Genomic DNA, 23,304 nt, shown 5'->3' with positions numbered 1-23,304 from the left:
TTGTGGGTGTTTGGTAAAAGAGGCGTAGAGATAGGAGATAGTGCAGGTAGGGGGGGGCGGCAGCGGCAGATTGGGATAAGGGACATGGCCCAGGGCGTCCGGGGTGACCACGTCCAGCGGCTTCTTCTTGGCCTTCATGATGTTCGGCAGCGAGGCGTAGCGCGGCTCGTTCAGGCGCAGGTCGGTGGTGACGATGGCCGGCAGGCTCAGCGCCACGGTCTGCAGACCGCCGTCGATCTCGCGGGTGACGTTGACCTTGTCGCCAGCCACTTCCACCTTGGAGGCGAAGGTGCCCTGGGCGTAGCCGGTCAGCGCGGCCAGCATCTGGCCGGTCTGGTTGTTGTCGCTGTCGATGGCCTGCTTGCCGAGGATGACCAGCTGCGGCTGTTCCTTGTCGACCACGGCCTTGAGCAGCTTGGCCACGGCCAGGGAGTTCAGCTCCTCGTTGCTCTCGACCAGAATGGCGCGGTCGGCGCCCAGGGCCAGCGCGGTGCGCAGCTGCTCCTGTGCGGCGTTCGGGCCGACGGACACGACGACGATTTCGCTGGCGATGCCCTTTTCCTTCAGACGAACCGCTTCTTCAACGGCAATTTCGCAGAAGGGGTTCATCGACATCTTGACGTTGGCGAGGTCGACGCCGGAGTTGTCCGCCTTGACGCGAACCTTGACGTTGTAGTCGACCACTCGCTTGACAGCTACAAGAACCTTCATGGATTCCTCGTTATTTTTCCGGTTGAAAGTAGTGTCGCCAGCGCACTGGCGAGGGTTGCCTGCCGGCCGGAACCGACTGTCGAACCATACGGCGACCGCAAAACCGCTCGTATCTTGACCGCAACCCCCCATGCGGTCAATACAAGAAAATCACCCGTTCGGGAGGCTGGAACGCAGAGTCTATCAGGGCTTGACGGCTTTCAAACAAACGTTTGTATTGGATCTCTAAAAGGTGCTTGTATAATGCGCCGACCTGAGCTCGCAGGTATGATGGCCAGTCATAACGCACACCCAGAGCCTTGATGCAGGAGATAGTTGTGGAACGCGAATATATGGAATTCGACGTCGTCATCGTCGGCGCCGGCCCCGCAGGCCTTTCCGCCGCTTGCCGGCTGAAGCAGAACGCCGCGCAAGCCGGCCAGGAAATCAGTGTCTGCGTGGTCGAGAAGGGTTCCGAAGTCGGCGCCCACATTCTCTCCGGCGCCGTCTTCGAGCCGCGCGCGCTCGAAGAGCTGTTCCCGGACTGGAAGGCACTCGGCGCTCCGCTGAACACGCCGGTCACTCGCGATGACATCTACATGCTGACCAGCGCCACTGGCGGCAAGAAACTGCCTGGCCTGTTCGTGCCCAAGACCATGCACAACGAAGGCAACTACATCATCTCCCTGGGCAACCTGTGCCGCTGGCTGGCCCAGCAGGCCGAAGGCCTGGGCGTGGAAATCTACCCCGGCTTCGCCGCCCAGGAAGCGCTGATCGACGAGAACGGCGTGGTGCGCGGCATCATCACCGGCGACCTGGGTGTCGACCGCGAAGGCAACCCGAAGGACGGCATGTACACCCCGGGCATGGAACTGCGCGCCAAGTACACCCTGTTCGCCGAAGGCTGCCGTGGCCACATCGGCAAGCAGCTGATCAAGCGCTACAACCTGGATTCCGAAGCGGATGCCCAGCACTACGGCATCGGCATCAAGGAAATCTGGGACATCGACCCGGCCAAGCACGAGCCCGGCCTGGTGGTGCACACCGCTGGCTGGCCGCTGGACGTAACCGGCAACAGCGCCCTGGGCGGCTCCTTCCTGTATCACCTGGAAAACAACCAGGTGGTCGTGGGCCTGATCGTTGACCTGGCCTACTCCAACCCCTACCTGTCGCCGTTCGATGAGTTCCAGCGCTACAAGCATCACCCGGTGGTCGCCCAGTACCTGGAAGGCGGCAAGCGCGTGGCCTATGGCGCCCGCGCCATCTGCAAGGGCGGCCTGAACTCGCTGCCGAAGATGGTCTTCGCCGGGGGCGCACTGATCGGCTGTGACTTGGGCACCCTGAACTTCGCCAAGATCAAGGGCAGCCACACCGCCATGAAATCCGGCATGCTCGCGGCCGACGCCGTGGCGGAAGCGCTGGCTGCCGGCCGCGAGGGCGGCGACACGCTGGACAACTATGTCGAATCGTTCAAGGCCAGCTGGCTGTATGACGAGCTGTTCCGCAGCCGCAACTTCGGCCCGGCCATGCACAAGTGGGGCGCACTGGTAGGCGGCGCCTTCAACTACATCGACCAGAACTGGTTCGGCGGCAAGATGCCGTTCACCCTGCACGACAACAAGCCGGACTACGCGTGCCTGAAGCCGGCTGCCGAGAGCCAGAAGATCGAGTATCCGAAGCCGGACGGCAAACTGAGCTTCGACAAGCTGTCTTCGGTGTTCCTGTCCAACACCAACCACGAGGAAGACCAGCCGGTCCACCTCAAGCTGGCCGATCCGAACCTGCCGATTGAACAGAACCTGCCGAAATACGACGAACCGGCGCAGCGCTACTGCCCGGCCGGCGTGTACGAAGTGATCAGCAACGACGGCAGCAAGCGCTTCCAGATCAATGCCCAGAACTGCGTGCACTGCAAGACCTGCGACATCAAGGACCCCGCCCAGAACATCACCTGGGTGGCTCCGGAAGGCGCCGGCGGACCCAACTACCCCAACATGTAACAAGCGTAACCGCTTGATTTCATTTAAATTTTCAGCAGGAGAGTGGGTTTCCCGCCCTCCCCGCCGAAACGAAAAAGCTCCCATCCGGGAGCTTTTTCATTCACGCCACCCTCAGGCCTGGCCGATGGGAAAGAATTCCCCGTCGCTCCATACCCCCAGCCAGAGCTGGCCATCAATCTCCCGCTCCACCGCCAGCTCGACCAATTGGTAAAACACATTGCGATGGATCAGCGCGTCCAGATTGGCGCGCACCCGCAGGTAGGGCGAAGGCTCGCCACTGTCACAGTCCAACTCGACCCGCAAAGGATGTGCGGCACCGGCCACAACCTCGTCGTCCACCTGGGTAGTGAAACGAAGCCGCTGCTGCTCGCCATCGCCTTCCAGAGCCAGGGTCACCGCCACGAACGGCGCGTCATCCACGCGGATACCGACCTTCTCCACCGGAGTGACCAGGAAATAGTCGTCGCCATCCTTGCGTAGAACGCTGGAGAACAACTTGACCATCGGCTTGCGTCCGATCGGCGTACCCAGGTAGTACCAGGTTCCATCCCGGGCAATGCGCATGTCGATATCGCCGCAGAACGGCGGATTCCAGAGATGAACAGGAGGAAGACCCTTGCCTTCCCCGGCGGGGATTCGTGACAGCAGATCCCCGGGATTGCCACGCTCGCTCATGTCGCGCTCCCGATCAGTTCAGGCCGCGCAGGCTCCGGGCGTATTGCCGCAGGGGAGCGCCCAACAGGTCCTGGGGCCGGGTTTCGTAAAGGGTCAGCAAGCCGCCCCGCGTGGTGATGCGCGCCGCATCCACCGGAAAGCGAGTGGCTGTCTCGATCAGCAGCAGCTGCACCACCCCCCGGTCGACGCCCAGGCGGTCAAGGCTTTGCTGGTCTTCCCATTCGATCAGCGTGCCGATGCGATCATCCTCGCCGGCCACACGCCCGAATAGCAGGTAATGCGCCCCGGCCGACTGTGCCCGGACAAGGGCCTGCTGGAGCGACAGCGGCGCCTCGGCGCGACGTACCTGGGGGAAATACTCCGTGAAGCTGCGGTAGGCCTCATCCGCCAGCGCGTTGCTCCGCACGGCATCCGGGCTGGCCGGATAATCGTCTTGGGCAATATAGATGAAGGAATCGGCCTGCAGGCGGCGCGAGGCACCTCGCTGCGTCTGGCTGTGGTCGAGCAGGCCGACATCGGCGAATTGCTCGCGCGTCGCCTCGACCATGTCGCTGACTGCTATGCAGCCGCCCAGCGACAACAGCACACCCAGACCGATCGCCCTGTACATCCTGATTTCCTCGCTACCGATGCCGATAAACCGGCGTGCCGCCCTGCGATGCAGCTTCCGCGCCAGCTGCTCAGCTGGCCGGTGTTTCAGTGTCACGCTTGCGCCGGTTACCCATGCGCACACCAATGTCCATCAGGAACTGGTAGAACCCTTCCTGATCCTCGAGCACGCTGCTCCAGAACGGCGAGTGGTAAAGCGCCACCGCGCCATGCACCAGCGCCCAGGCGGCGCAGTAGTGGAAATACGGTGGGACATCCTCCAGCTTGCCCTCGGCTATCCGCCCCTTGATCAACTGGGTCAGCCGCTCGAAGTTCGAGGCCCGGATCTTGTGCAGTTTCTCCACCAGCTCCGGCACCTGGTTGCTCTTGACCACCTTCTCTTCCAGGCGGTCGAACAGGCGGTAGCGCTGCGGGTCACGCATGCGGAACTCGAAATAGGCACGCGACAGCGCTTCCCGATCGCGATCCACGTTATCGGAGTGGAGCAGCTCGTTCAGGTCGCGCTCATAGTCGAGCATTAGCCGCAGGTAGATTTCGGCCTTGGACTTGAAGTGCTTGTAGATGGTGCCTTTGCCGATGCCCACGGCATCCGCGATCATCTCGACAGTGACACTGTCTTCACCATGCTCGAGGAACAGCTTCAGAGCAGTATCCAGAATCTCCTGCTCACGACGGCGAAACTCTCGGACCTTGCGGGGTTCTTTGTGCATAAGGACTGCGCAGCTCACGGTTGAAGCTCGCTATTATGCCTGACCCGCAAAAAATTGTACGGAGCCACCATGGCTGATCTGCTTGCCGAGTTCCCCCAGCCGGAAGGCTTGCGTTACCTCAACCACGCGGCGGTGGCCCCGTGGCCGCAACGCGCGGCACGCGCGGTCGCCGCCTTCGCGGAGCAGAACGCCACCATCGGCGCCCGCGACTATCCCGAGTGGCTCAAGGTGGAACATCGCCTGCGCCAGCGCCTGGCCCGGTTGCTCAATGCACCCTCCACCGATGACATCGCACTGGTGAAGAACACCTCGGAAGGCCTGTCCTTCATTGCCTTCGGGCTGGACTGGCGCCCGGGCGACCAGGTGGTGATCAGCGACGAGGAATTTCCCTCGAACCGGGTCGTCTGGCAGGCGCTGGCGCGCCATGGCGTCGAGGTGCGGCAGGTCAGTCTGAGCGGCGCGGACCCGGAAGCCGACCTGCTGGCCGCCTGTGGGCCGCGTACCCGGCTGCTGTCGATCAGCTCGGTGCAATACGCCAGCGGTCTGCGGCTGGACCTTTCCCGTCTCGGCGAAGGCTGTGCCGCCCGCGGCGTGCTGTTCTGCGTGGACGCCATCCAGCATCTGGGCGCCCTGCCCTTCGATGTACAAGATGCACGCTGTGCGTTCGTGGTCGCTGACGGCCACAAGTGGATGCTCGGCCCGGAAGGCCTCGGAGTGTTCTACTGCCGCAGCGACCTGCGCGAACAACTGACCCTGCACGAATACGGCTGGCACATGCTGGAACATGCCGGCGACTACTTGCGCCAGGACTGGCAGCCAGCCCGCAGTGCGCGGCGCTTCGAATGCGGCAGCCCGAACATGCTGGCCAGCATGGCGCTGGAAGCCAGCCTTTCGCTGCTTGAAGAAGTGGGCATGGCGCGAGTCGCCAGCCAGTTGGCGGAGCGTATGGAACACCTGCAGCAGGGATTGCTGAACATCCCGGGACTCACCATCCATAGCCCGCAGGACACCGAGCGCCGCGCCGGCATCCTGAATTTCACCCTTGACGGCCGGGACCAGGGCGAGCTGTTCGAAGCACTGCGTCGGCAACAGATCGTCTGCGCCCAGCGCGGTGCCGGCATTCGCCTGTCACCCCACTTCTATACCACCGGTCAGGTGCTAGAGGAGACGATCCGCGCGATAAGCCAGTTGGCAGAGAGGTAGGTTCTCAACACACGTATATTGATTACGAAAAGATATAGACGGTCACCGGCCATTCCAGCGGCTCTGGCCATACTGCCAAAACCGTTCTGGCATTTCCCCCAATGCCTGACGGCGGCAGAGGGTACTGGAGTGCGTACCCTTGCTTGTTTTTACTCCTAATGGTCCTTAACCCGGATTCATCCCCCAGAATCCGGGTTTTTTTATGCCTTGGCTCAGGCCTGACGGACACGCGCCAGCGGGAACAGGCGCCTGAAGTTCGCGGTGGTCTGCTCAGCCAGAGTGGCATAGGGAACGCTGCGCAGTTCGGCGAGAAACTCGGCCACCTCGCGCACATACTGCGGGAGATTGGGCTTGCCACGATGGGGCATCGGCGCGAGATACGGGGCATCCGTTTCCACCAGCAGCCGGTCCGCCGGAACCTGCCGGGCGACCTCGCGGAGCATGTCTGCGTTGCGGAAGGTGACGATACCGGAGAGGGAAATGTAGAACCCCAGATCCAGCGCCGCGCGCGCCATGTCCCAATCCTCGGTGAAGCAGTGCAGCACGCCCGCCTGGGGCAGATCCGCCTCGCGCAGCAGCGTCAGGGTATCCTCGCGCGCGGCCCGGGTATGCACGATCACCGGCTTGCCGGTGATGCGGGCCGCCTGCAGGTGCAGACGGAAGGATGCCTGCTGCAACTCCGCGGCTTCCGGCTCGTAGTGGTAGTCCAGGCCCGTTTCTCCGATTGCCACCACGTGGGGATGCGCCAGTTCGGCGAGCAGCCAGTCGAGCGCCGGCTCGGCGCCAGGCTGCAGGTCCAGGGGATGCACACCGACCGAGCAGTCCACATCCCCGTAACGCTGACTCAGCTCACGAACCGTGGCGGCATTGGCGGCGCTGACGCCAATGCACAGGAAATGCCCCACGTCCCGTTCACGTGCCGCCTGCAGCGCGGCATCCAGCGAACCTCCGTGAGCGGCAAGGTCCAGGCGATCTAGGTGGCAGTGGGAATCGACCAACATGGCAAGACGGCTCGGCAAGGCGAAGAGGGCACGCATTATACGCCCTCGATGGCCACCTTAGAGCGCTACAGGGTGTGCGTAACCCGGTCGGACTTGAGCGCGCCGGCCAGGTAGGTCTCGATCTTGTTGCGGGCGATGTTGTCACTCTCGTTGAACTGCACGCCGACGCCAGCCGCGCGGTTGCCCTGGGCGCCGCGGGGCGTGATCCACGCCACCCTGCCGGCTACCGGAATCTTTTCCGGCTCGTCCATCAGGTTCAGCAACAGGAACACCTCGTCGCCGAGGCGATAGGTCTTGCTGGTGGGGATGAACAGCCCGCCGCCCTTGATGAACGGCATGTAGGCGGCGTACAGCACCGCCTTGTCCTTGATGGTCAGCGACAGGATGCCATTGCGGGCTCCCGGACTCGGCGTGGTCATGGTGTCTCCCTCACGGTGGCGAGGGACGATTCTAGCCGTGGCTCGGCAGCTCCGCCCACTGCACCAGCAGGGCTTCGAGAAGCAGCGCACGGTTGAGGTTGGCCTTGCCCAGCACCTTGTGGCGCTGCTCCAGCAGCCAGTCCTGCAGCACCAGCAAACGCGGCTGGGAAACCTTGCCCGCCAGGTATTCGATCACCTTGGCCATGTCCACCGGGCCGAGCCCCCGCGTGTCGGCGGTCAACTGGAAACGCAGCATCCGGTGTGTCCAGTCGCAGAACCAGTCGAACAGCATCGACAGCGGCACGGCATTCCAAGCCTCGGCGAGCTGGCTGGGACTCTGCTGGCGCTTGATCAGCTTCTTGACGCCCTCCACCACCAGCGCGCGCTGGTCCAGCACGCCCTGGGCGTGCAGCCGCTGCGCTGCCAGCGGCGAGCCGGCGGCCAGTGCCAGCAAGGCCTCCAGCGTGTCGGCATCCAGCTCCGGCAGCGACTGGCGCAGCCAGGCCAGACTCTGCTTGTGATCCGGCAGGGGGCAGGCCTGCTGCACGCAACGGCTCTTGATGGTTGGCAGCAAGCGACTGGGCTGATGGCTGATGAGCAGCAGCACGGTATCCCCGGAGGGCTCCTCCAGGCTCTTGAGCAGCGCGTTGGCGGCATTCAGGTTCATCGCCTCGGCCGGCTCCAGCAACACCACCTTGCGCCCGCCCATCTGGGCGGTCTGCACCACGAAGCTCACCAGGTCACGCACCTGGTCGATCTTGATTGGTTTGTCGACCTCTTCCGGTTCCAGCACGTAGTGGTCCGGGTGCGTACCGGCCGCCAGCAGCTGACAGGCCTTGCACTGGCCGCACGCCTGCGCGTCGACCGGCTGCTGACAGAGCAGCAGTGCCATCAGGCGCTCGGCCAGGATGCGCTTGCCGGTACCCTGCGGGCCGTGCAGCAGGTAGGCATGGGCGTGCTGCCGTCGACCGGCCAGCTGTTTCCACAACGCCGCCTGCCAGGGAAGGATGTCGTTCACGGCTGACGCTCCAGCAGTTCCGGCAGCAGACGCTCGAGCTGGCGCTGGACGTCGACCAGCGGCTGGCCGGCATCGATGATCCGGTAGCGCTGCGGATTCAGGGCGGCGCGGCGCAGGTAGGTCTGGCGCACAGCCTCGAAGAACGCACGTCCCTCCTGCTCGAAGCGATCCAGCCGGCCGCGCGCCGCGGCCCGGGCCAGCCCGACGTCGACCGGCAGATCGAACACCAACGTCAGATCCGGCCGCAGCGTACCCTGCACGAAGTCCTCAAGCACGGCGATCCGCGCCTCGCTCACACCACGCCCACCGCCCTGATAGGCGTAGGTGGCATCGGTGAAGCGATCGCAAAGCACCACCTTGCCGGCCGCCAACGCTGGGCGTATGACCTGATCCAGGTGCTGCGCGCGGGCGGCGAACATCAGCAACAGTTCGGTATCCGTGGCCATCGGCTCATCGCTGGGCGCCAGCAGCAGCTCGCGAATGCGCTCGGCCAACGGCGTGCCGCCCGGCTCCCGGGTCAGCAGAACCTCGTGCCCCGCAGTGCGCAGGCGCTCGGCGAGAAACTCGCGATTGGTGGTCTTGCCGGCACCTTCCGGGCCTTCCAGGGTGATAAACAGGCCGCTCACGGGGTTTCCTTGCTGATGGGCGCCGGACTCGACCGATAGTCGGCCCGACGCTTGAGCTGATACTGGCGTACGGCACGCAGATGCTCCTCCAGCGTGGAGGAGAACACATGGCTGCCATCGCCGCGGGCCACGAAGTACAGGGTGTTGCCCGGCTCCGGCTGCAGCGCTGCGCGGATCGCCTCGCGGCCGACCATGGCGATCGGCGTCGGCGGCATGCCGGAGATCACATAGGTGTTGTAGGGCGTGGCTTCGCGCAGATCGCTACGGCGGATCTTGCCGGCATAGCGCTCGCCCATGCCGTAGATCACCGTGGGGTCGGTCTGCAGGCGCATGCGCTTTTCCAGGCGGCGGACGAACACGCCGGCAATCTGGCCGCGTTCGGCGGGCACACCGGTCTCCTTTTCGATGATCGACGCCATGATCAGCGCCTCGTAGTCATTCTTGTAGGGCAGCCCGGTGGCCCGCGCCGCCCATTCTTCGGCCAGCACCTGGCGCAGCCGGCGGTTGGCCTGGATCAGCAGGTCGATGTCCCGCATGCCCCGTACGTAGCGGTAGGTATCGGGAAAGAAGCGACCTTCCGGGTGCATGCCCGGTTCGCCGACCCGGCGCATGAGCTCGGCATCATCCACCCCGGCCAGCGTCTGTTCCAGCTTTTCCTGGGCAGCCAGCGCGGCACGCAACTGACGGATGTTCCAGCCTTCCACCAGGGTCAGGCTGTACTGCACCACCTTGCCGCTGACCCAGGCTTCGAACAGTTCGTTGACCGTCATTCCGGGCTCCAGGCGGTATTCACCGCCGTGCAGGGTCTGGCCGGCACGGTACAGACGCCAGTGCAGGCGCAGCCAGAGGCTGCCCTCCAGCAGGCCATCGCGCTCCAGACGATTGATCAGCCCGACCGGCGTGGAACCAGCCGGCACATCCAGCAACCTGGCTTCATCCAATTTCAGCGGCTGTTGCAGCGCCGCGCGCTGTTGCCAGAAGGCGTAACCCAGTACAAGGACAACCAACAGCAGGCCGCCGACGAGCAGCCTCAACAATGTACGTATCACGTTCAACAATCCAGGAGGGTGCGGGCGATGCCCTGCAGTTTACGGGTGAGCGGCCCGGGCAGCCATACACGGGTCTCAAGACGGCGCACCGGCCAGACGCCATAGACACTGTTGCAGAGAAAGATTTCCTGCGCCGCCAGCAATTCGTCGAAGGCAAGGTCGCGGACTTCGCAAGCAATGCCCAACGCGTGCGCCTGCTCAAGCAAGGCGCCGCGCATCACGCCAGCGACGCCGCAGCGCTCCAGGGACGGGGTCAGCAGTCGACCGTCACTGACCAGAAACAGATTGCTGAACACGCCCTCGATGGGCCGCCCCGCCTGATCGCGCAACAGACCTTCCGCGTAACGGGAATCCTGCCATTCGGCGCGCGCCAGCACCTGCTCGAGGCGGTTGAGGTGTTTGAGGCCGGCCAGGCGTGGCTGCTCGGCCAGGCGCAACGCACAGGGGAACAGCTCGACGCCCTGCTCGGCATGCCCGACGGGATAGGCCGGCAAGGGGCTGGCCAGCAACAGACGCCGTGGTTGTACCGGCGTCGGCGGCGCATAGCCGCGCAATCCATCGCCCCGGGTCACGATCAGCTTGGCCACGCCGTCGCCCACTGCAGCGCAGAAGGCCAGCAGCTCATCGGTGACCAGGGCCTCGTCGAAAGGAATACCCAGTCGGTCGCAACCCAGCCGCAGGCGTTGCAGGTGAGCTGCCAGCAGACAAGGTTGGCCATGACGCACGGCGAGGGTTTCAAACAACCCGTCACCGTAAGCCAGGCCGCGGTCGCTCAGCGGCAGCTCCGCAGCCGGGCGACCGTCGACCCAGCTCAGCATCAGCCGTTGAACCGGCGGAAGACCAGCGAGCCGTTGGTGCCACCGAAGCCGAAGGAGTTGGACACCACCACCTCGATCGGCAGGGCGCGGGCTTCGCCGGGCACGAAGTCGAGGTCGCAGCCCTCGTCCGGATTCTCCAGGTTGATGGTCGGCGGCGCCACCTGGTCGCGGATCGCCAGCACGCTGAAGATCGCCTCGACCGCACCGGCAGCGCCCAGCAAGTGACCGGTCATCGACTTGGTGGAGGAAACCGCCAGACGATAGGCGTGTTCGCCGAACACCGACTTGATGGCGGCCGCTTCCGCCAGGTCACCGGCGGCCGTGGAGGTGCCGTGGGCATTGATGTACTGCACCTGGTCCGGATTCAGACCGGCGTCGCGCAGCGCATTGACCATGCAGCGCGCCGCGCCGGCACCGTTCTCCGGCGGAGCAGTCATGTGGTAGGCGTCACCGCTCATGCCGAAGCCGACCAGCTCGGCATAGATGGTGGCCCCGCGCGCCCGGGCATGTTCGAGCTCTTCCAGCACCAGGGCACCGGCACCGTCGGACAGCACGAAACCGTCACGGTCCTTGTCCCACGGGCGGCTGGCCCGCGTCGGCTCGTCGTTGCGGGTAGACAGGGCACGGGCGGCACCGAAACCACCGAGCCCCAGGCCACAGGCGGCCATTTCCGAGCCGCCGGCGATCATCACGTCAGCCTCGCCATAGGCGATGTTGCGCGCCGCCATGCCGATGCTGTGGGTGCCGGTGGTGCAGGCGGTGGTCACCGCGTAGTTCGGTCCCTGGATGCCCAGATGGATGGACAGGAAGCCGGACACCATGTTGATGATCGAGCCGGGTACGAAGAACGGCGAAATGCGCCGCGGCCCTTGCTCGAACAACGATTTGCAGTTGTTCTCGATATTGGTCAGGCCGCCGATACCGGAGCCCATGGCTACACCGATGCGCTCACGATTGGCATCGGTGATTTCCAGTCCGGAATGACGTACCGCCTGGAAGCTGGCGGCCAGACCGTACTGGATGAACAGGTCGAGCTTGCGCGCCTCCTTGGCGGGCAGGTACTGCTCGACATCGAAACCCTTCACCGAGCCGCCAAAGCGGGTGGAAAAGGCAGAGACATCCATGTGCTCAAGCGGACCGATGCCGCTGCGGCCAGCCAGAACACCTTCCCAGCTGCTCGGCACATCGGTACCCAGCGGCGAAAGCATACCCATCCCGGTGACCACGACACGTCTACGCGACACTGTTTTGTCCTCTTGTTCACTAACGGAAAGGCCGCAGCAGTCCGCTCGGCCATCCTCCCGACGACAGGACGGGAGGTGTGCGGGATTCTTCCCGCCACAAGAAAAAGCCGCACGCCCGTGAGGTTGTGCGGCTTCTCTCGCCTCGAAAGCGTTCGATTACTTACTGCGCGTGGGCATTGATGTAATCGATGGCTTCCTGGACGGTGGTGATCTTCTCAGCTTGCTCGTCCGGGATTTCGGTCTCGAATTCCTCTTCGAGAGCCATCACCAGCTCGACGGTGTCAAGAGAGTCGGCGCCCAGATCTTCGACGAAGGAAGCGCTGTTGGTGACTTCCTCTTCTTTGACGCCAAGTTGCTCAGCAACGATCTTCTTGACGCGTTCTTCGATGGTGCTCATACCTTGTTTTCACTCCTATGGACAAATCCAGGCAGCTGGACTGCGGGTAAGTGTATAGAAAGGGTTTTTCACATTTCAAGCCGGGAGATCCCGACCTGATCGACTGTAATTCCGTGCCCCGACCATTCAACATGAATTCGGACAGCCCTTCTGACAACGGCCTGTCGGTCGGGGTCACATTTTGGCATCACATATACATGCCGCCATTGACCGGAATCGTTGCTCCGGTCACGTAGGCCGCACCGTCGGAAGCCAGGAAGCTGACCACCTTGGCAATTTCCTCGGCCTGCCCCAGGCGAGCCAGGGGAATCTGGGTCAGCAGGGCCTCGCGCTGCGCCTCGGGCAGTTCGCGGGTCATGTCGGTGTCGATGAAACCCGGGGCCACGGTGTTCACAGTGATATTGCGCGAACCGACTTCACGGGCCAGCGCACGACTGAAACCTTCCACGCCGGCCTTGGCGGCCGCGTAGTTGCTCTGCCCGGCGTTGCCCATGGCACCCACCACCGAGCCGACGTTGATGATACGACCCCAGCGGGCCTTGGTCATGCCGCGCAGCACCGCCTTGGACAGACGGTAAAGACTGTTCAGGTTGGTGTTGATGACGTCGAACCACTCGTCATCCTTCATGCGCAGCATCAGGTTGTCGCGGGTGATGCCGGCGTTGTTCACCAGGATCGCCAGTTGGCCGTATTGTTCCTGGATCTGCGCCAGAGCGGCAGTCACGGACTCATCGCTGCCCACGTCGAGCACCAGACCACCGCCCTGAATGCCATTGCTCTTCAGGGTTTCGGCGATGCGCTCGGCGCCGGCGGCGGAGGTGGCGGTACCGACCACCACAGCGCCCTGACGGCCCAGCTCTAGGGCGATGGCCTGACCGATGCCGCGGCTGGCGCCGGTGACCAGGGCAACCTTACCTTGCAAACTCATTGAAACGTTCTCCTTGATCAAGCCAGGGCGGCGCGGGTCGCCGCAAAGGCTTCGGGGGTATCCAGGCTGTAGGTGTCCACGCCCTTCACGCAACGCTTGTTGAGGCCGAAGAGTACCTTGCCAGGCCCGCACTCGACCAGCGCAGTGACGCCGCAGGCTCCCAGACGCTGCATCGACTCGACCCAGCGCACCGGGCTGTACAGCTGAGCCAACAGGTCGCGCTTGAGGGTATCCAGATCATTGACCACGTCGGCGCTGACGTTCTGCACCAGGGGGATCTGCGGCGCCTGCCAGTCGAGGGCGGCCACGGCTTCGGCAAAACGCTCGGCCGCCGGACGCATCAGGTCGCAATGGGACGGCACACTGACCGGCAGCGGCATGGCGCGCTTGGCGCCCTTGGCCTTGCACACCTCGACGGCACGGGCCACGGCAGCGGCGCCGCCGGCGATGACCACCTGGCCGGGGGCATTGAAGTTCACCGCACTGACCACTTCGCCCTGGGCCGCTTCGGCGCAGGCGGCACGCACGTCATCATCCTCCAGACCGAGAATAGCGGCCATGCCGCCCTGCCCGGCCGGCACGGCCTGCTGCATCAGCTGGCCACGCAGCTCCACCAGCTTGACGGCAGCGGCGAACGGCAGGCTGCCGGCAGCGACCAGCGCCGAGTACTCGCCCAGGCTGTGGCCAGCGACATAGGCCGGACGCGCGCCGTTCTCGGTCAGCCACAGGCGCCACAGCGCCATGGAGGCCGTGAGAATCGCCGGCTGGGTCTTGTCGGTCTGGTTCAGCTGCTCTTCGGGGCCGTTCTGGGTCAGCGCCCAGAGGTCATAGCCCAGCGCCTCGGAAGCCTCGGCGAAGGTGTCGAGCACCAGACGCTGCTGCGCGCCGATCTCGCCCAGCATGCCGAGCGATTGCGAACCCTGACCGGGGAAGACGAATGCGGAGGTTACGGACATGGAAAAAATCCTTGATGTCTTCGTCGAAACCATTGCGCTCGACTGTGGAGCGCAACGAATTGAGCATTGGATGACAGCCCGTGAAGGCCAGTCACATCATGCGCGATAACCTATAACAGCAGGTCTTCGAGACGCCCATGCAGGCGCTGCGGGAGATTTTCGCGGATTTCCGCCGAAGCGCGACGAATGGCGCTCTGGAAGCCTTCCTCCGCCGCGCCGCCGTGACTCTTGATCACGATGCCCTGCAGGCCGAGAAAGCTGGCTCCATTGTGGGCCGCCGGCCGCAATTCCTGACGCAGGGAGCGCAGAAGCGGCAATGCCAGCAGGCCGACCAGGCGCGCCGGCAGGCTGCGTTCGAACAGCCCGCGAATGCGCTCGGCCACCATTTCCGCCAGCCCCTCGCTGGACTTGAGCAGGATGTTGCCGACGAAACCGTCGCACACCACCACATCCGCCTCGCCGCGATACAGTCCGTCGCCTTCGATGTAGCCAATAAAATTGATCGCCCGCGCCTCGCGCAGCAGGCTGGCCGCCAGCTTGACCTGCTGATTGCCCTTGATGTCCTCGGCGCCCACGTTGAGCAGCGCCACGCGCGGCCGGCGCACCCCCAGCGCCTCGGCCGCCACCGAACCCATGACCGCGAACTGATAGAGGTGCTCGGCACCGCAGTCCACATTGGCCCCCAGATCCAGCAGGTAGCAGCTGCCGGTACGGGTCGGCAGTGCCGCCATCATGGCCGGCCGGTCGACACCCGGCAGGGTCTTGAGCACATAGCGGGACAGCGCCATCAGCGCACCGGTATTGCCGGCACTTACGCAGGCGCGCGCGCGACCGTCACGGACCATTTCCAGCGCCACGCGCATGGACGCATCGGGCTTGCCACGCAGCGCCTGGGACGGGCGCTCCTGCATGCCGATGACTTGCGAGGCGTGAACGATGTGCAGCCGGGAACGATCCACGCCAGAATGGCGAGAGAGGATCTTTTCGAGAAGAGGTGCCTGACCGACGAGCGCCAGTCTAAGGAGGGGATTTTCTGCCAGACAGGCCAGACTGGCAGGAACAACGCAGTGGGGACCGAAGTCCCCACCCATTGCATCGATGGCGATGATCGAAGCGGACAAGGATTACTCGGCGGAGTCCTTGTCGATCACCTTGCGACCACGGTAGAAGCCTTCCGGCGACACGTGGTGGCGCAGGTGGACTTCACCGGTGCTCTTGTCGACGGACAGAGCGTTGGGCTCCAGGGCGTCGTGGGAGCGGCGCATGTCGCGTGCCGAACGGGATTTTTTGTTCTGCTGAACAGCCATAACTGATTAACTCCTAAACGTTTGGGTCGCGCTTTAACTGCGCCAGTACGCTGAACGGGTTGGGCCGCGAAACTTCGTCCTCGCTCGGCTGAGGATCATCTTGACCCGCCGGTTGCTGACAGACGCTGGAATCGTGGACCGGAACGATCGGCAAGGCCAGCAACAGCTCATCCTCGACCAGTGTCAGCAAATCCAGAGGGTCCTCCCCCACCTCCAGCGCATCGTAACCTTTCGGCACGACCTGTTCGCTACCCTCCGGGATCACGGCGTAATGATACTCGCCATGGATCGGCAGGGTGGCAACGTCCAGGCAGCGCTGGCATACCATCTTGGCCTCGACACTGAACTCGCCATAAATGACAACCGCGCGGCGCTCGTCCCGCTCGAAGCTCAGCTTCGCGCGTACCGTACCGGCGTGGTCGACCATCTGCTCGGCCAGCCGCGGCAGGGCTGCCAAGGGAATTTCGCCCTCGAGCACTGCGCCGCGGTCAGCCAGCTTGCGTGGATCAACGTGAGGTGGAATCGGCCCATTCAACATAGGCGCGAGATTCTAGGGAGCTAACTCCCCCCTGTCAAAGGAAATTCCTGCCTGGGCGCCGGGCTGACACAGGCTTAGAATCCGCACCCGGAATACCTATAAAAGGAAGCGCGTATGCCACCCATTCTGCTGGCCTCCGGCTCGATCTATCGACGCGAACTTCTGGCTCGCCTGCGCCTGCCTTTCGACTACGCGGCAGCCAACATCGACGAATCGCCCCTGCCCGGCGAGAACGGCCTTGCCCTGGCCAGCCGCCTGGCACAACAGAAGGCGCAAGCCCTGGCCGAGCAGTACCCGGAGCACCTGATCATCGGCTCCGATCAGGTGGCCGTGCTGGACGACCAACTGATCGGCAAGCCCGGCACTTTCGAACGCGCCCGGGAACAATTACGCGCCGCCAGCGGGCGCAGCGTCAGCTTCCTCACCGGACTGTGCCTGCACAACGCGCGCAGCGGCCGCAGCCAGGTGACCTGCGTACCCTTCACCGTGCATTTCCGCGAGCTGGACGACGCCCGCATCGAGCGCTATCTGCGCACCGAGCAGCCCTACGACTGCGCCGGAAGCTTCAAGTGCGAGGCACTGGGCATCAGCCTGTTTCGCCGCACGGAAGGGGACGACATCACCAGCCTGGTCGGCCTGCCGCTGATTCGACTGGTGGACATGCTGGAGGCGGAGGGTATTCAGGTACCCTGACCGCCTCACCCACTCAACGCAGGCTCGGGCCTTGCAGGCCCAGCCAGGGCGAAAGGTGCGCCGCCACACCAGCACCCAGCTTCTTGGCAAAACGATCCAGGGGCGTGTCCTTGCGGGTGAAGTCGACGATACGTTCCTCGCCGATCACCTCGCGCGCCACCTGGCTACTGCTGGCCAGTCCGTCAACCAGCCCCAGCTCCAACGCCTGTTCGCCGGACCAGACCAGCCCCGAGAATAGCTCCGGATGCTCGGCATCCTTCAGGCGATCACCCCGCCCCTTGCGGACACTGTCGATGAATTGGCGATGCGTGGTCTGCAGCACCGACTCCCAGAACTCAGCTTCATCAGCCCGCGGCGGCGAGAAGGGATCCAGGAAGGCCTTGTGCTCCCCCGCCGTATAGAGGCGGCGGTCGATACCCAGCTTTTCCATGGCACCCACGAAACCGAAACCAGCCGCCGTCACACCGATCGAGCCCACCAGACTGGCCTTGTCGGCATAAATGGCATCCGCCGCACTGGCAATGTAATAAGCGCCAGAGGCCCCCAGGTCGGTGATCACGGCATACACGCGGGTCTGCGGATATTCGGTCCGTAGCCGGCGAATCTCGTCATAGATGTAGCCTGACTGTACCGGACTGCCCCCCGGACTGTTGATGCGCAAGACGACGCCGCGCGTACCGGCATCCTTGAAAGCAGCACGCAGACTGCCGACGATGTTGTCGGCACTGGCATTCTCCTCATCGGCGATCATGCCGCGCAATTCAATCAGCGCAGTATGGTTACCCCCCGAGGCAACGCCACGCTCACCCTTCCAGGGCGCAAACAGCACCAGGGCGCCAAACAGGTAGGCAAAGGTGAGCAACTTGAAGAAGATGCCCCAGCGCCGGGCACGGCGCTGTTCCTGCACACCCGCCAGCACAGCCTTTTCCAGTAGCCTCCAGCTCTTGTCCTCGCCCTTGTCTTCGGGCGCCTTCCACTCGTCAGCCATTACACACCCTCAAGTGAGTGCCGATGCACCACCGGCATCAGCCAGTCGCGCAGCTCGGCGAATTCCATGATTTCCAGGCGCGGCGCAAAAGGCCGCAGGCGCTCCAGCGGCTGCGCACCATAGCCGACCGCCACCGCATCCATTCCCGCATTGCGCGCCATCTGCAGATCGAAGGTTGCATCGCCGATCATCAGCGCACGCCCGGCACTGACTCCGCAATGGTCCAGGATCTCGTGCAGCATGCGCGGATCGGGCTTGCTGGCGGTTTCATCGGCACAACGGGTGACTTCGAAGTAATCCAGCCAGCCATGCCCCGCGAGGGCGCGCTGCAGGCCGCGACGGCTCTTGCCGGTGGCCACCGCCAGGCGATAACCGGCGTCGCGCAGCGTCTCCAGACCCTCGACGACCCCGGGAAACAGCGGCGGCGGCGCACCATCCAGCGTCAGGTAATGATCGGCGTAGGCCAGGCGGAAATGCTCGGCCAACCCGGAGTCCAGCTCAGGGTAGAGTGCCGCGATAGCCTCGGGCAGGCCCAGACCGATGATGCCGCGAATCTGCGCCTCATCCGGCGGCTGCAGGTCAAACCGATCGGCGGCCGCCAGCACCGACTCGATGATGCGCGACACCGAGTCGGCCAGCGTGCCATCCCAGTCGAAAACCAACAGTTGGTAATCAGGCACCCAGCCGCTCCAGGGTCTGAGCCCACATCTCATCCACCGGCGCCTCCAGAGTCAGCGCGGCGCCATCGGGCAGCGTGACCGTCAGGGCATGGGCATGCAGGAACAGGCGCTTGCCGCCCAGCTCGCGAATCTCCCGAGTGAATTCCTCATCGCCGTACTTGGCGTCGCCGCCGATCGCATGGCCGGCGTGGCGGGCATGCACGCGGATCTGGTGGGTCCGTCCGGTGATCGGGCTGGCCTCGACCAGGGTGGCGAACTCGCCGAAGCGCCGAACCACCCGAAACTCGGTGAGCGCATCCTTGCCCTCGTCATTGACCTCGACCATGCGCTCGCCCGAACGCAGGTTGTTTTTCAGCAAGGGCGCACTGACCTTCTTCTTGGAGGTCGGCCAGCTGCCGCGTACCAGCGCCAGGTAGCGCTTGTCGACGCCGTCGCCGCGCAGCGCCTCGTGCAGATGGCGCAGCATGCTGCGCTTCTTAGCGATCATCAGCAGCCCCGAGGTATCCCGATCCAGTCGGTGCACCAGCTCGAGATCCTTGGCATCCGGACGCAACTGGCGGAACGCTTCGATGACACCATAGGACAGGCCGCTGCCACCATGGACGGCAATGCCGGTCGGCTTGTTGATCACCAGCAGGGCCTTGTCCTCATAAACGATGGACGCTTCCAGCCGCTCCAGCAGCCCCTGCGCCAACGGCGCCGGCTCGTCGCGCTCGGCCAGGCGCAGCGGCGGAACGCGCACCACATCGCCGGCCTGCAGCTTGTATTCGGGCTTGATTCGCCCTTTGTTCACACGCACCTCGCCCTTGCGCAGGATGCGATAGATCAGCGTCTTGGGGACGCCTTTCAATTGCGTACGCAGGAAGTTGTCGATGCGCTGGCCGGCCAGTTCCGGCGCGACTTCCAGCATCTGTACGCCGGAGGTCGGGGAGGGAGTCGTATTCATGGGGCGAGATGATAACAATTTTGATGCAATTGAAGCACTTATTAAGAGCTGCTATAGTCGCGAACGCCGCCAAAAGCGGCCGAGTCACGAGCGATGCAAGAAAGCCGCTCCACTCAGGCAACCACATTCGGGACGTCAGGCCGTCCACCGGGCATGCGCAGAGGGATGCGCGCCCAGGAACCCAAGCCTCGAAACCCCATGACGCGCGGCCAGAATGACTGGGCGCGATAATGACAACCCGCTACGGAATGAGTAAGCGGCACCCGATTTTCAAGGATCGTGTAGGGTGGAGATGCACAACCTCCGGACTGTGTAGCATCAGGCTTTTACAGACGCTTCCCGTCCACATCCGCAGGTTGATTCCTCCTCCTGATTCAGTGCTTCTGCATGCCAGTTGTAGCAGGAGACGTTCGTCGCGAGCCCGGTCCGTTTGATCGGCACTCGCTTGACAATGCAGCGGCCGCGCCGCTGTTGGACGCACCCGACACCGACCGTGAGAGTCGTGTGTGCCGCTTGCCGTTTCCGCAGCCCGGAAACCAACGGTACTACATGAAAAGAATGCTGATTAACGCGACCCAACCCGAAGAGTTGCGCGTCGCACTGGTCGATGGCCAGCGCCTGTTCGACCTGGACATCGAGTCCGGGGCTCGTGAACAGAAGAAGGCCAACATCTACAAGGGCCGCATCACCCGCGTCGAGCCCAGCCTGGAAGCCGCCTTCGTCGACTTCGGCGCCGAGCGCCACGGCTTCCTGCCCCTCAAGGAAATCTCCCGCGAGTACTTCTCCAAGGCGCCGGAAGGCGGCCGCGTCAACATCAAGGAAGTCCTGCGCGAAGGCCAGGAAGTCATCGTTCAGGTTGAAAAGGAAGAGCGCGGCAACAAAGGTGCGGCACTGACTACCTTCATCAGCCTGGCCGGTCGTTACCTGGTACTGATGCCCAACAACCCGCGCGCCGGCGGCATCTCCCGCCGCATTGAGGGTGAGGAACGCAACGAGCTGCGCGAAGCGCTGAACGGCCTGGACGCTCCGGCCGACATGGGTCTGATCGTGCGCACCGCCGGTCTGGGCCGCTCCAGCGAAGAGCTGCAGTGGGACCTGGACTACCTGATCCAGTTGTGGACCGCCATCAAGGACGCCTCCCAGGATCGCCCTGCCCCGTTCCTGATCTACCAGGAATCCAACGTCATCATCCGAGCCATCCGCGACTACCTGCGCCAGGACATCGGCGAAGTGCTGATCGACAGCGTGGAAGCCCAGGAAGAAGCCCTGGCCTTCATCCAGCAGGTGATGCCGCAGTACGCCAGCAAGATCAAGCTGTACCAGGACAGCGTGCCGCTGTTCAACCGCTTCCAGATCGAGAGCCAGATCGAGACCGCCTTCCAGCGCGAAGTGAAGCTGCCTTCCGGCGGCTCCATCGTCATCGACCCGACCGAAGCGCTGGTGTCCATCGACATCAACTCGGCGCGCGCCACCAAGGGCGGCGACATCGAGGAAACCGCACTGCAGACCAACCTGGAAGCGGCCGAGGAAATCGCCCGCCAGCTGCGTCTGCGCGACATCGGCGGCCTGATCGTCATCGACTTCATCGACATGACTCCGGCGAAGAACCAGCGCGCCGTGGAAGACAAGGTTCGTGAAGCCCTGGAAGCCGACCGCGCCCGCGTGCAGATCGGTCGCATCTCGCGCTTCGGGCTGCTGGAAATGTCGCGTCAGCGCCTGCGCCCGTCCCTGGGGGAAACCAGTGGCATCGTCTGCCCGCGTTGCAACGGCCAGGGCATCATCCGCGACGTGGAATCCCTGTCGCTGGCCATCCTGCGCCTGATCGAGGAAGAAGCCCTCAAGGACCGCACCGCCGAAGTGCGTGCCCGCGTGCCCTTCCAGGTCGCGGCCTTCCTGCTCAACGAGAAGCGCAACGCCATCACCAAGATCGAGCTGCGCACCCGCACCCGCATCTACATCCTGCCGGACGCCCACCTGGACACGCCGCACTTCGAAGTGCAGCGCCTGCGCGACGACAGCCCCGAGCTGATCGCCGGCCACTCCAGCTACGAAATGGCTCCGAGCGAAAATGAGGAAGTCCAGCCGGTCAGCGCCACCCGCACCCTGGTTCGCCAGGAAGCCGCCGTGAAGACCGTCACCCACGAGCGTCCGGCCCCCGCCCCGACAGCCGCGCCCGCGGCCCCGGTGGCGCCAGCTGCACCCAGCGCCCCGGCACCCAGCCTGTTCAAGGGCCTGGTGAAATCCCTGGTCGGTCTGTTCGCTGGCAAGGAAGAAGCCGCCAAGCCGGCCGAGAAAACCAGTCGCGAACCCGCGGCGCGCGGCAGCGAGGAACGCCGCAACGGTCGTCAGCAGAACCGTCGCCGCGACGGTCGTCGTGACGAGGAGCGCAAGCCCCGTGGCGAGCGGGAAGAGCGCCAGCCGCGTGAGGCCCGTGAAGCACGCGAAGGCCAGGAGAGCCGCCGCCAGCAGCCGCGCGCCGAGCGCCAGCCCCGCGAAGCCCGCGAGGAGCGCCAGCCCCGTGAAGAACGGCAGCCGCGCGAGGAACGTCAGGCACGCGAACCTCGCGAGACGCAAGCCCAGCAGGCTCCGGAGGTCCGCCGCGAGCGTACCGAGCGCCCGCCGCGCGAAGAACGCCCACAACGCGAAGAACGCAAGCCGCGTCCGGAGCCGGTCGAGACCGTCGAGGAAGAGCTGCTGAATGGCGAAGAGGGCCTGGAACTCGAGCAGGAAGGCGGCGAACACGAGCGTCCGCGCCGCCGCTCACGTGGCCAGCGTCGTCGCAGCAACCGCCGTGAACGCCAGCAGGAAGCCGGCCTGTTGCCGAGTGAAGGCAGTGAGGAAGCTCAGTCCGAACCCAGCGAGGGCAGCGTAGTGGCCGCCAGCGCCGTGGCTGCCAGCCTGGCCAGCGAGGCGGTGGAAGCCGTCAGCGAAGCGCCGGTCGCCCAGCCGGAGACCGCACCGCAGGTCGACGCCCAGGGCACTGCCGAGCCGGCAGAGCAACCGGCCGCCGAGCAGCCGACGCCTGTGGTCGAGGTTGCCGCAGCTGCGGCGCCGGTCGAACCGCAGGTCAGCGCTCCGGTCGAGCAGCAGCCCGTCACGGTTGTCGAGGCTCCGGCCCCGGCGGTCGCACCCACGCCGGCTCCGGCGCCGGTACAACCGTCCAGCGGCCGCGCCTCCAACGACCCGCGTGAAGTTCGCCGTCGCCAGCAGGAAGCCGAACGCCTGGCACGTGAAGCCGAGGCAGCCCGCGCCGCGCAAGCCAATGCCGAGGCCGCTCCGGTAGAGCAACCGCAGCAGGAAGAGGCCAAGAACCTGGAAGCCCAGGCGCAGGAAGCCGAAGGCAAGGACGAGACTGCCGTTCAGGTCGAGGCCGACAGCCAAGCCGAGCAGCCGGCTCGTGATGAAGAACAGCAGACCAAGCTGCCCTCGTAATCACACCCGCTGAAACGAAAAAGGGGATGCCGATGGGCATCCCCTTTTTTTGTTCCCTAACCTCCACGCTTTGCAGGAGCGGCTCAGTCGCGATGCTTTTCTTGCAGGCCCACCAGAAGCTCGCGACTGAAGTCGCTTGTATGTTTGTGCCTGTCGGGGATGAGGGACCAAGTTCGCATCTGACGCAAGTACAGACCGTGGGAGAGATCGTCCCGCCCCCACTCACCAAGGGCCGATAAGGAATCCATCAGGCTTGAGCCCCAACTCAAGACCGACGATATGCGCAAGCCAGCACCCGGGTGAGGCCCCGACAGACATCGTCAACCTCCTCCAGCGGTCAGCCCGATGTCCTGGCCGTTTGAATCATCTCATGCCTT

Annotated in this window: 24 protein-coding genes; 4 read left to right on the top strand and 20 right to left on the bottom strand. The window is 64.4% G+C overall.

The window, feature by feature from the left end:
* The coding region (locus SF06_RS17480) for an electron transfer flavoprotein subunit beta/FixA family protein (protein ID WP_234703347.1) at nucleotides 1-711 on the bottom strand (711 nt) is incomplete at its 3' end.
* 317 nt (nucleotides 712-1,028) lie between these two features.
* Here SF06_RS17480 and SF06_RS17475 point away from each other — a divergent pair.
* Nucleotides 1,029-2,690 carry an electron transfer flavoprotein-ubiquinone oxidoreductase gene (locus SF06_RS17475; RefSeq protein ID WP_039562906.1) on the top strand — a complete coding sequence of 554 codons (1,662 nt, stop codon included), beginning with the start codon at nucleotides 1,029-1,031 and terminating at the stop codon, nucleotides 2,688-2,690.
* Nucleotides 2,691-2,801: 111 nt separating this feature from the next.
* Here the strand turns inward: SF06_RS17475 and SF06_RS17470 are convergent, their stop codons facing one another.
* The 3 genes from SF06_RS17470 to SF06_RS17460 form a co-directional block, all read right to left on the bottom strand.
* Nucleotides 2,802-3,365 carry a DUF1285 domain-containing protein gene (locus tag SF06_RS17470; RefSeq protein ID WP_039562905.1) on the bottom strand — a complete coding sequence of 188 codons (564 nt, stop codon included), beginning with the start codon at nucleotides 3,363-3,365 and terminating at the stop codon, nucleotides 2,802-2,804.
* A gap of 13 nt (nucleotides 3,366-3,378) precedes the next feature.
* Nucleotides 3,379-3,975: a DUF4823 domain-containing protein gene (locus SF06_RS17465; RefSeq protein ID WP_039562904.1), complete on the bottom strand. Its 597-nt coding sequence runs from the start codon at nucleotides 3,973-3,975 to the stop codon at nucleotides 3,379-3,381.
* Between the two features lie 70 nt (nucleotides 3,976-4,045).
* The gene (locus SF06_RS17460; RefSeq protein WP_027591293.1) at nucleotides 4,046-4,684 is read right to left on the bottom strand and encodes a TetR/AcrR family transcriptional regulator; all 639 of its coding nucleotides are present in this window, start codon (nucleotides 4,682-4,684) and stop codon (nucleotides 4,046-4,048) included.
* Between the two features lie 69 nt (nucleotides 4,685-4,753).
* Here SF06_RS17460 and SF06_RS17455 point away from each other — a divergent pair, with 69 nt between their 5' ends.
* Complete coding sequence (locus tag SF06_RS17455; RefSeq protein WP_039562903.1) at nucleotides 4,754-5,887, top strand: aminotransferase class V-fold PLP-dependent enzyme; 1,134 nt, start codon at nucleotides 4,754-4,756, stop codon at nucleotides 5,885-5,887.
* A 212-nt stretch (nucleotides 5,888-6,099) separates the two neighbouring features.
* Here SF06_RS17455 and SF06_RS17450 read toward each other — a convergent pair whose 3' ends face one another.
* The 13 genes from SF06_RS17450 to SF06_RS17390 all read right to left on the bottom strand — a co-directional run bounded on the left by SF06_RS17450 (nucleotide 6,100) and on the right by SF06_RS17390 (nucleotide 16,188).
* Complete coding sequence (locus SF06_RS17450) at nucleotides 6,100-6,888, bottom strand: TatD family hydrolase (RefSeq protein ID WP_039562907.1); 789 nt, start codon at nucleotides 6,886-6,888, stop codon at nucleotides 6,100-6,102.
* 65 nt (nucleotides 6,889-6,953) lie between these two features.
* Nucleotides 6,954-7,307 (bottom strand): PilZ domain-containing protein, encoded by a 354-nt coding sequence (locus SF06_RS17445; RefSeq protein ID WP_027591290.1) that lies wholly within the window; start codon nucleotides 7,305-7,307, stop codon nucleotides 6,954-6,956.
* Between the two features lie 31 nt (nucleotides 7,308-7,338).
* Entirely contained in the window at nucleotides 7,339-8,325 is a 987-nt protein-coding gene (locus SF06_RS17440; protein WP_039562902.1) for a DNA polymerase III subunit delta', read from the bottom strand.
* Nucleotides 8,322-8,951, bottom strand: coding sequence for a dTMP kinase (tmk, locus tag SF06_RS17435; RefSeq protein WP_039562900.1), 630 nt, complete (start codon nucleotides 8,949-8,951; stop codon nucleotides 8,322-8,324). Before tmk ends, SF06_RS17440 begins: the two co-directional genes overlap by 4 nt.
* Nucleotides 8,948-10,000: an endolytic transglycosylase MltG gene (gene mltG, locus SF06_RS17430; protein WP_039562899.1), complete on the bottom strand. Its 1,053-nt coding sequence runs from the start codon at nucleotides 9,998-10,000 to the stop codon at nucleotides 8,948-8,950. Before mltG ends, tmk begins: the two co-directional genes overlap by 4 nt.
* Nucleotides 10,001-10,002: 2 nt before the next feature.
* Nucleotides 10,003-10,818: an aminodeoxychorismate lyase gene (gene pabC / locus SF06_RS17425; protein WP_039562895.1), complete on the bottom strand. Its 816-nt coding sequence runs from the start codon at nucleotides 10,816-10,818 to the stop codon at nucleotides 10,003-10,005.
* The gene (fabF, locus tag SF06_RS17420) at nucleotides 10,818-12,062 is read right to left on the bottom strand and encodes a beta-ketoacyl-ACP synthase II (RefSeq protein WP_027591286.1); all 1,245 of its coding nucleotides are present in this window, start codon (nucleotides 12,060-12,062) and stop codon (nucleotides 10,818-10,820) included. The genes pabC and fabF overlap by 1 nt, the downstream gene beginning before the upstream one ends.
* A gap of 160 nt (nucleotides 12,063-12,222) precedes the next feature.
* Complete coding sequence (gene acpP, locus SF06_RS17415) at nucleotides 12,223-12,459, bottom strand: acyl carrier protein (protein WP_003283670.1); 237 nt, start codon at nucleotides 12,457-12,459, stop codon at nucleotides 12,223-12,225.
* A gap of 187 nt (nucleotides 12,460-12,646) precedes the next feature.
* Nucleotides 12,647-13,387, bottom strand: coding sequence for a 3-oxoacyl-ACP reductase FabG (gene fabG, locus SF06_RS17410; RefSeq protein ID WP_039562878.1), 741 nt, complete (start codon nucleotides 13,385-13,387; stop codon nucleotides 12,647-12,649).
* Between the two features lie 17 nt (nucleotides 13,388-13,404).
* The gene (gene fabD / locus SF06_RS17405) at nucleotides 13,405-14,343 is read right to left on the bottom strand and encodes an ACP S-malonyltransferase (protein WP_039562877.1); all 939 of its coding nucleotides are present in this window, start codon (nucleotides 14,341-14,343) and stop codon (nucleotides 13,405-13,407) included.
* A gap of 110 nt (nucleotides 14,344-14,453) precedes the next feature.
* A complete protein-coding gene (plsX, locus tag SF06_RS17400; protein ID WP_074467548.1) occupies nucleotides 14,454-15,464 on the bottom strand; it encodes a phosphate acyltransferase PlsX in 1,011 nt (336 codons plus the stop codon).
* Between the two features lie 3 nt (nucleotides 15,465-15,467).
* A complete protein-coding gene (gene rpmF / locus SF06_RS17395; protein ID WP_039562875.1) occupies nucleotides 15,468-15,650 on the bottom strand; it encodes a 50S ribosomal protein L32 in 183 nt (60 codons plus the stop codon).
* Nucleotides 15,651-15,663: 13 nt separating this feature from the next.
* Nucleotides 15,664-16,188, bottom strand: a complete 525-nt coding sequence (locus SF06_RS17390) for a YceD family protein (protein WP_039562874.1) — start codon at nucleotides 16,186-16,188, stop codon at nucleotides 15,664-15,666.
* A 114-nt stretch (nucleotides 16,189-16,302) separates the two neighbouring features.
* On the opposite strand from SF06_RS17390, the gene SF06_RS17385 reads away from it, so the two are divergent.
* Nucleotides 16,303-16,881: a Maf family protein gene (locus SF06_RS17385; protein WP_027591280.1), complete on the top strand. Its 579-nt coding sequence runs from the start codon at nucleotides 16,303-16,305 to the stop codon at nucleotides 16,879-16,881.
* A 13-nt stretch (nucleotides 16,882-16,894) separates the two neighbouring features.
* On the opposite strand, the gene SF06_RS17380 is transcribed toward SF06_RS17385, so the two are convergent.
* Genes SF06_RS17380 through rluC form a run of 3 tightly spaced genes read right to left on the bottom strand, consistent with a single transcriptional unit; the run spans nucleotide 16,895 to nucleotide 19,495 of the window.
* The gene (locus SF06_RS17380; protein ID WP_027591279.1) at nucleotides 16,895-17,869 is read right to left on the bottom strand and encodes a S49 family peptidase; all 975 of its coding nucleotides are present in this window, start codon (nucleotides 17,867-17,869) and stop codon (nucleotides 16,895-16,897) included.
* A complete protein-coding gene (locus SF06_RS17375; RefSeq protein WP_039562873.1) occupies nucleotides 17,869-18,549 on the bottom strand; it encodes an HAD-IA family hydrolase in 681 nt (226 codons plus the stop codon). The genes SF06_RS17380 and SF06_RS17375 overlap by 1 nt, the downstream gene beginning before the upstream one ends.
* On the bottom strand, nucleotides 18,542-19,495 hold the full coding sequence (rluC, locus tag SF06_RS17370) for a 23S rRNA pseudouridine(955/2504/2580) synthase RluC (RefSeq protein WP_039562872.1): 954 nt from the start codon (nucleotides 19,493-19,495) through the stop codon (nucleotides 18,542-18,544). The genes SF06_RS17375 and rluC overlap by 8 nt, the downstream gene beginning before the upstream one ends.
* Before the next feature lie 549 nt (nucleotides 19,496-20,044).
* On the opposite strand from rluC, the gene rne reads away from it, so the two are divergent.
* Complete coding sequence (gene rne, locus SF06_RS17365) at nucleotides 20,045-22,927, top strand: ribonuclease E (RefSeq protein WP_139326769.1); 2,883 nt, start codon at nucleotides 20,045-20,047, stop codon at nucleotides 22,925-22,927.
* The last annotated feature ends 377 nt before the right edge of the window (nucleotides 22,928-23,304 follow it).

This window comes from Pseudomonas flexibilis, from assembly GCF_000802425.1.
Classification (GTDB): domain Bacteria; phylum Pseudomonadota; class Gammaproteobacteria; order Pseudomonadales; family Pseudomonadaceae; genus Serpens; species Serpens flexibilis.
Note: the sequence above shows the minus strand (reverse complement) of the source record. Positions and strands in the feature narration are given on the sequence as shown.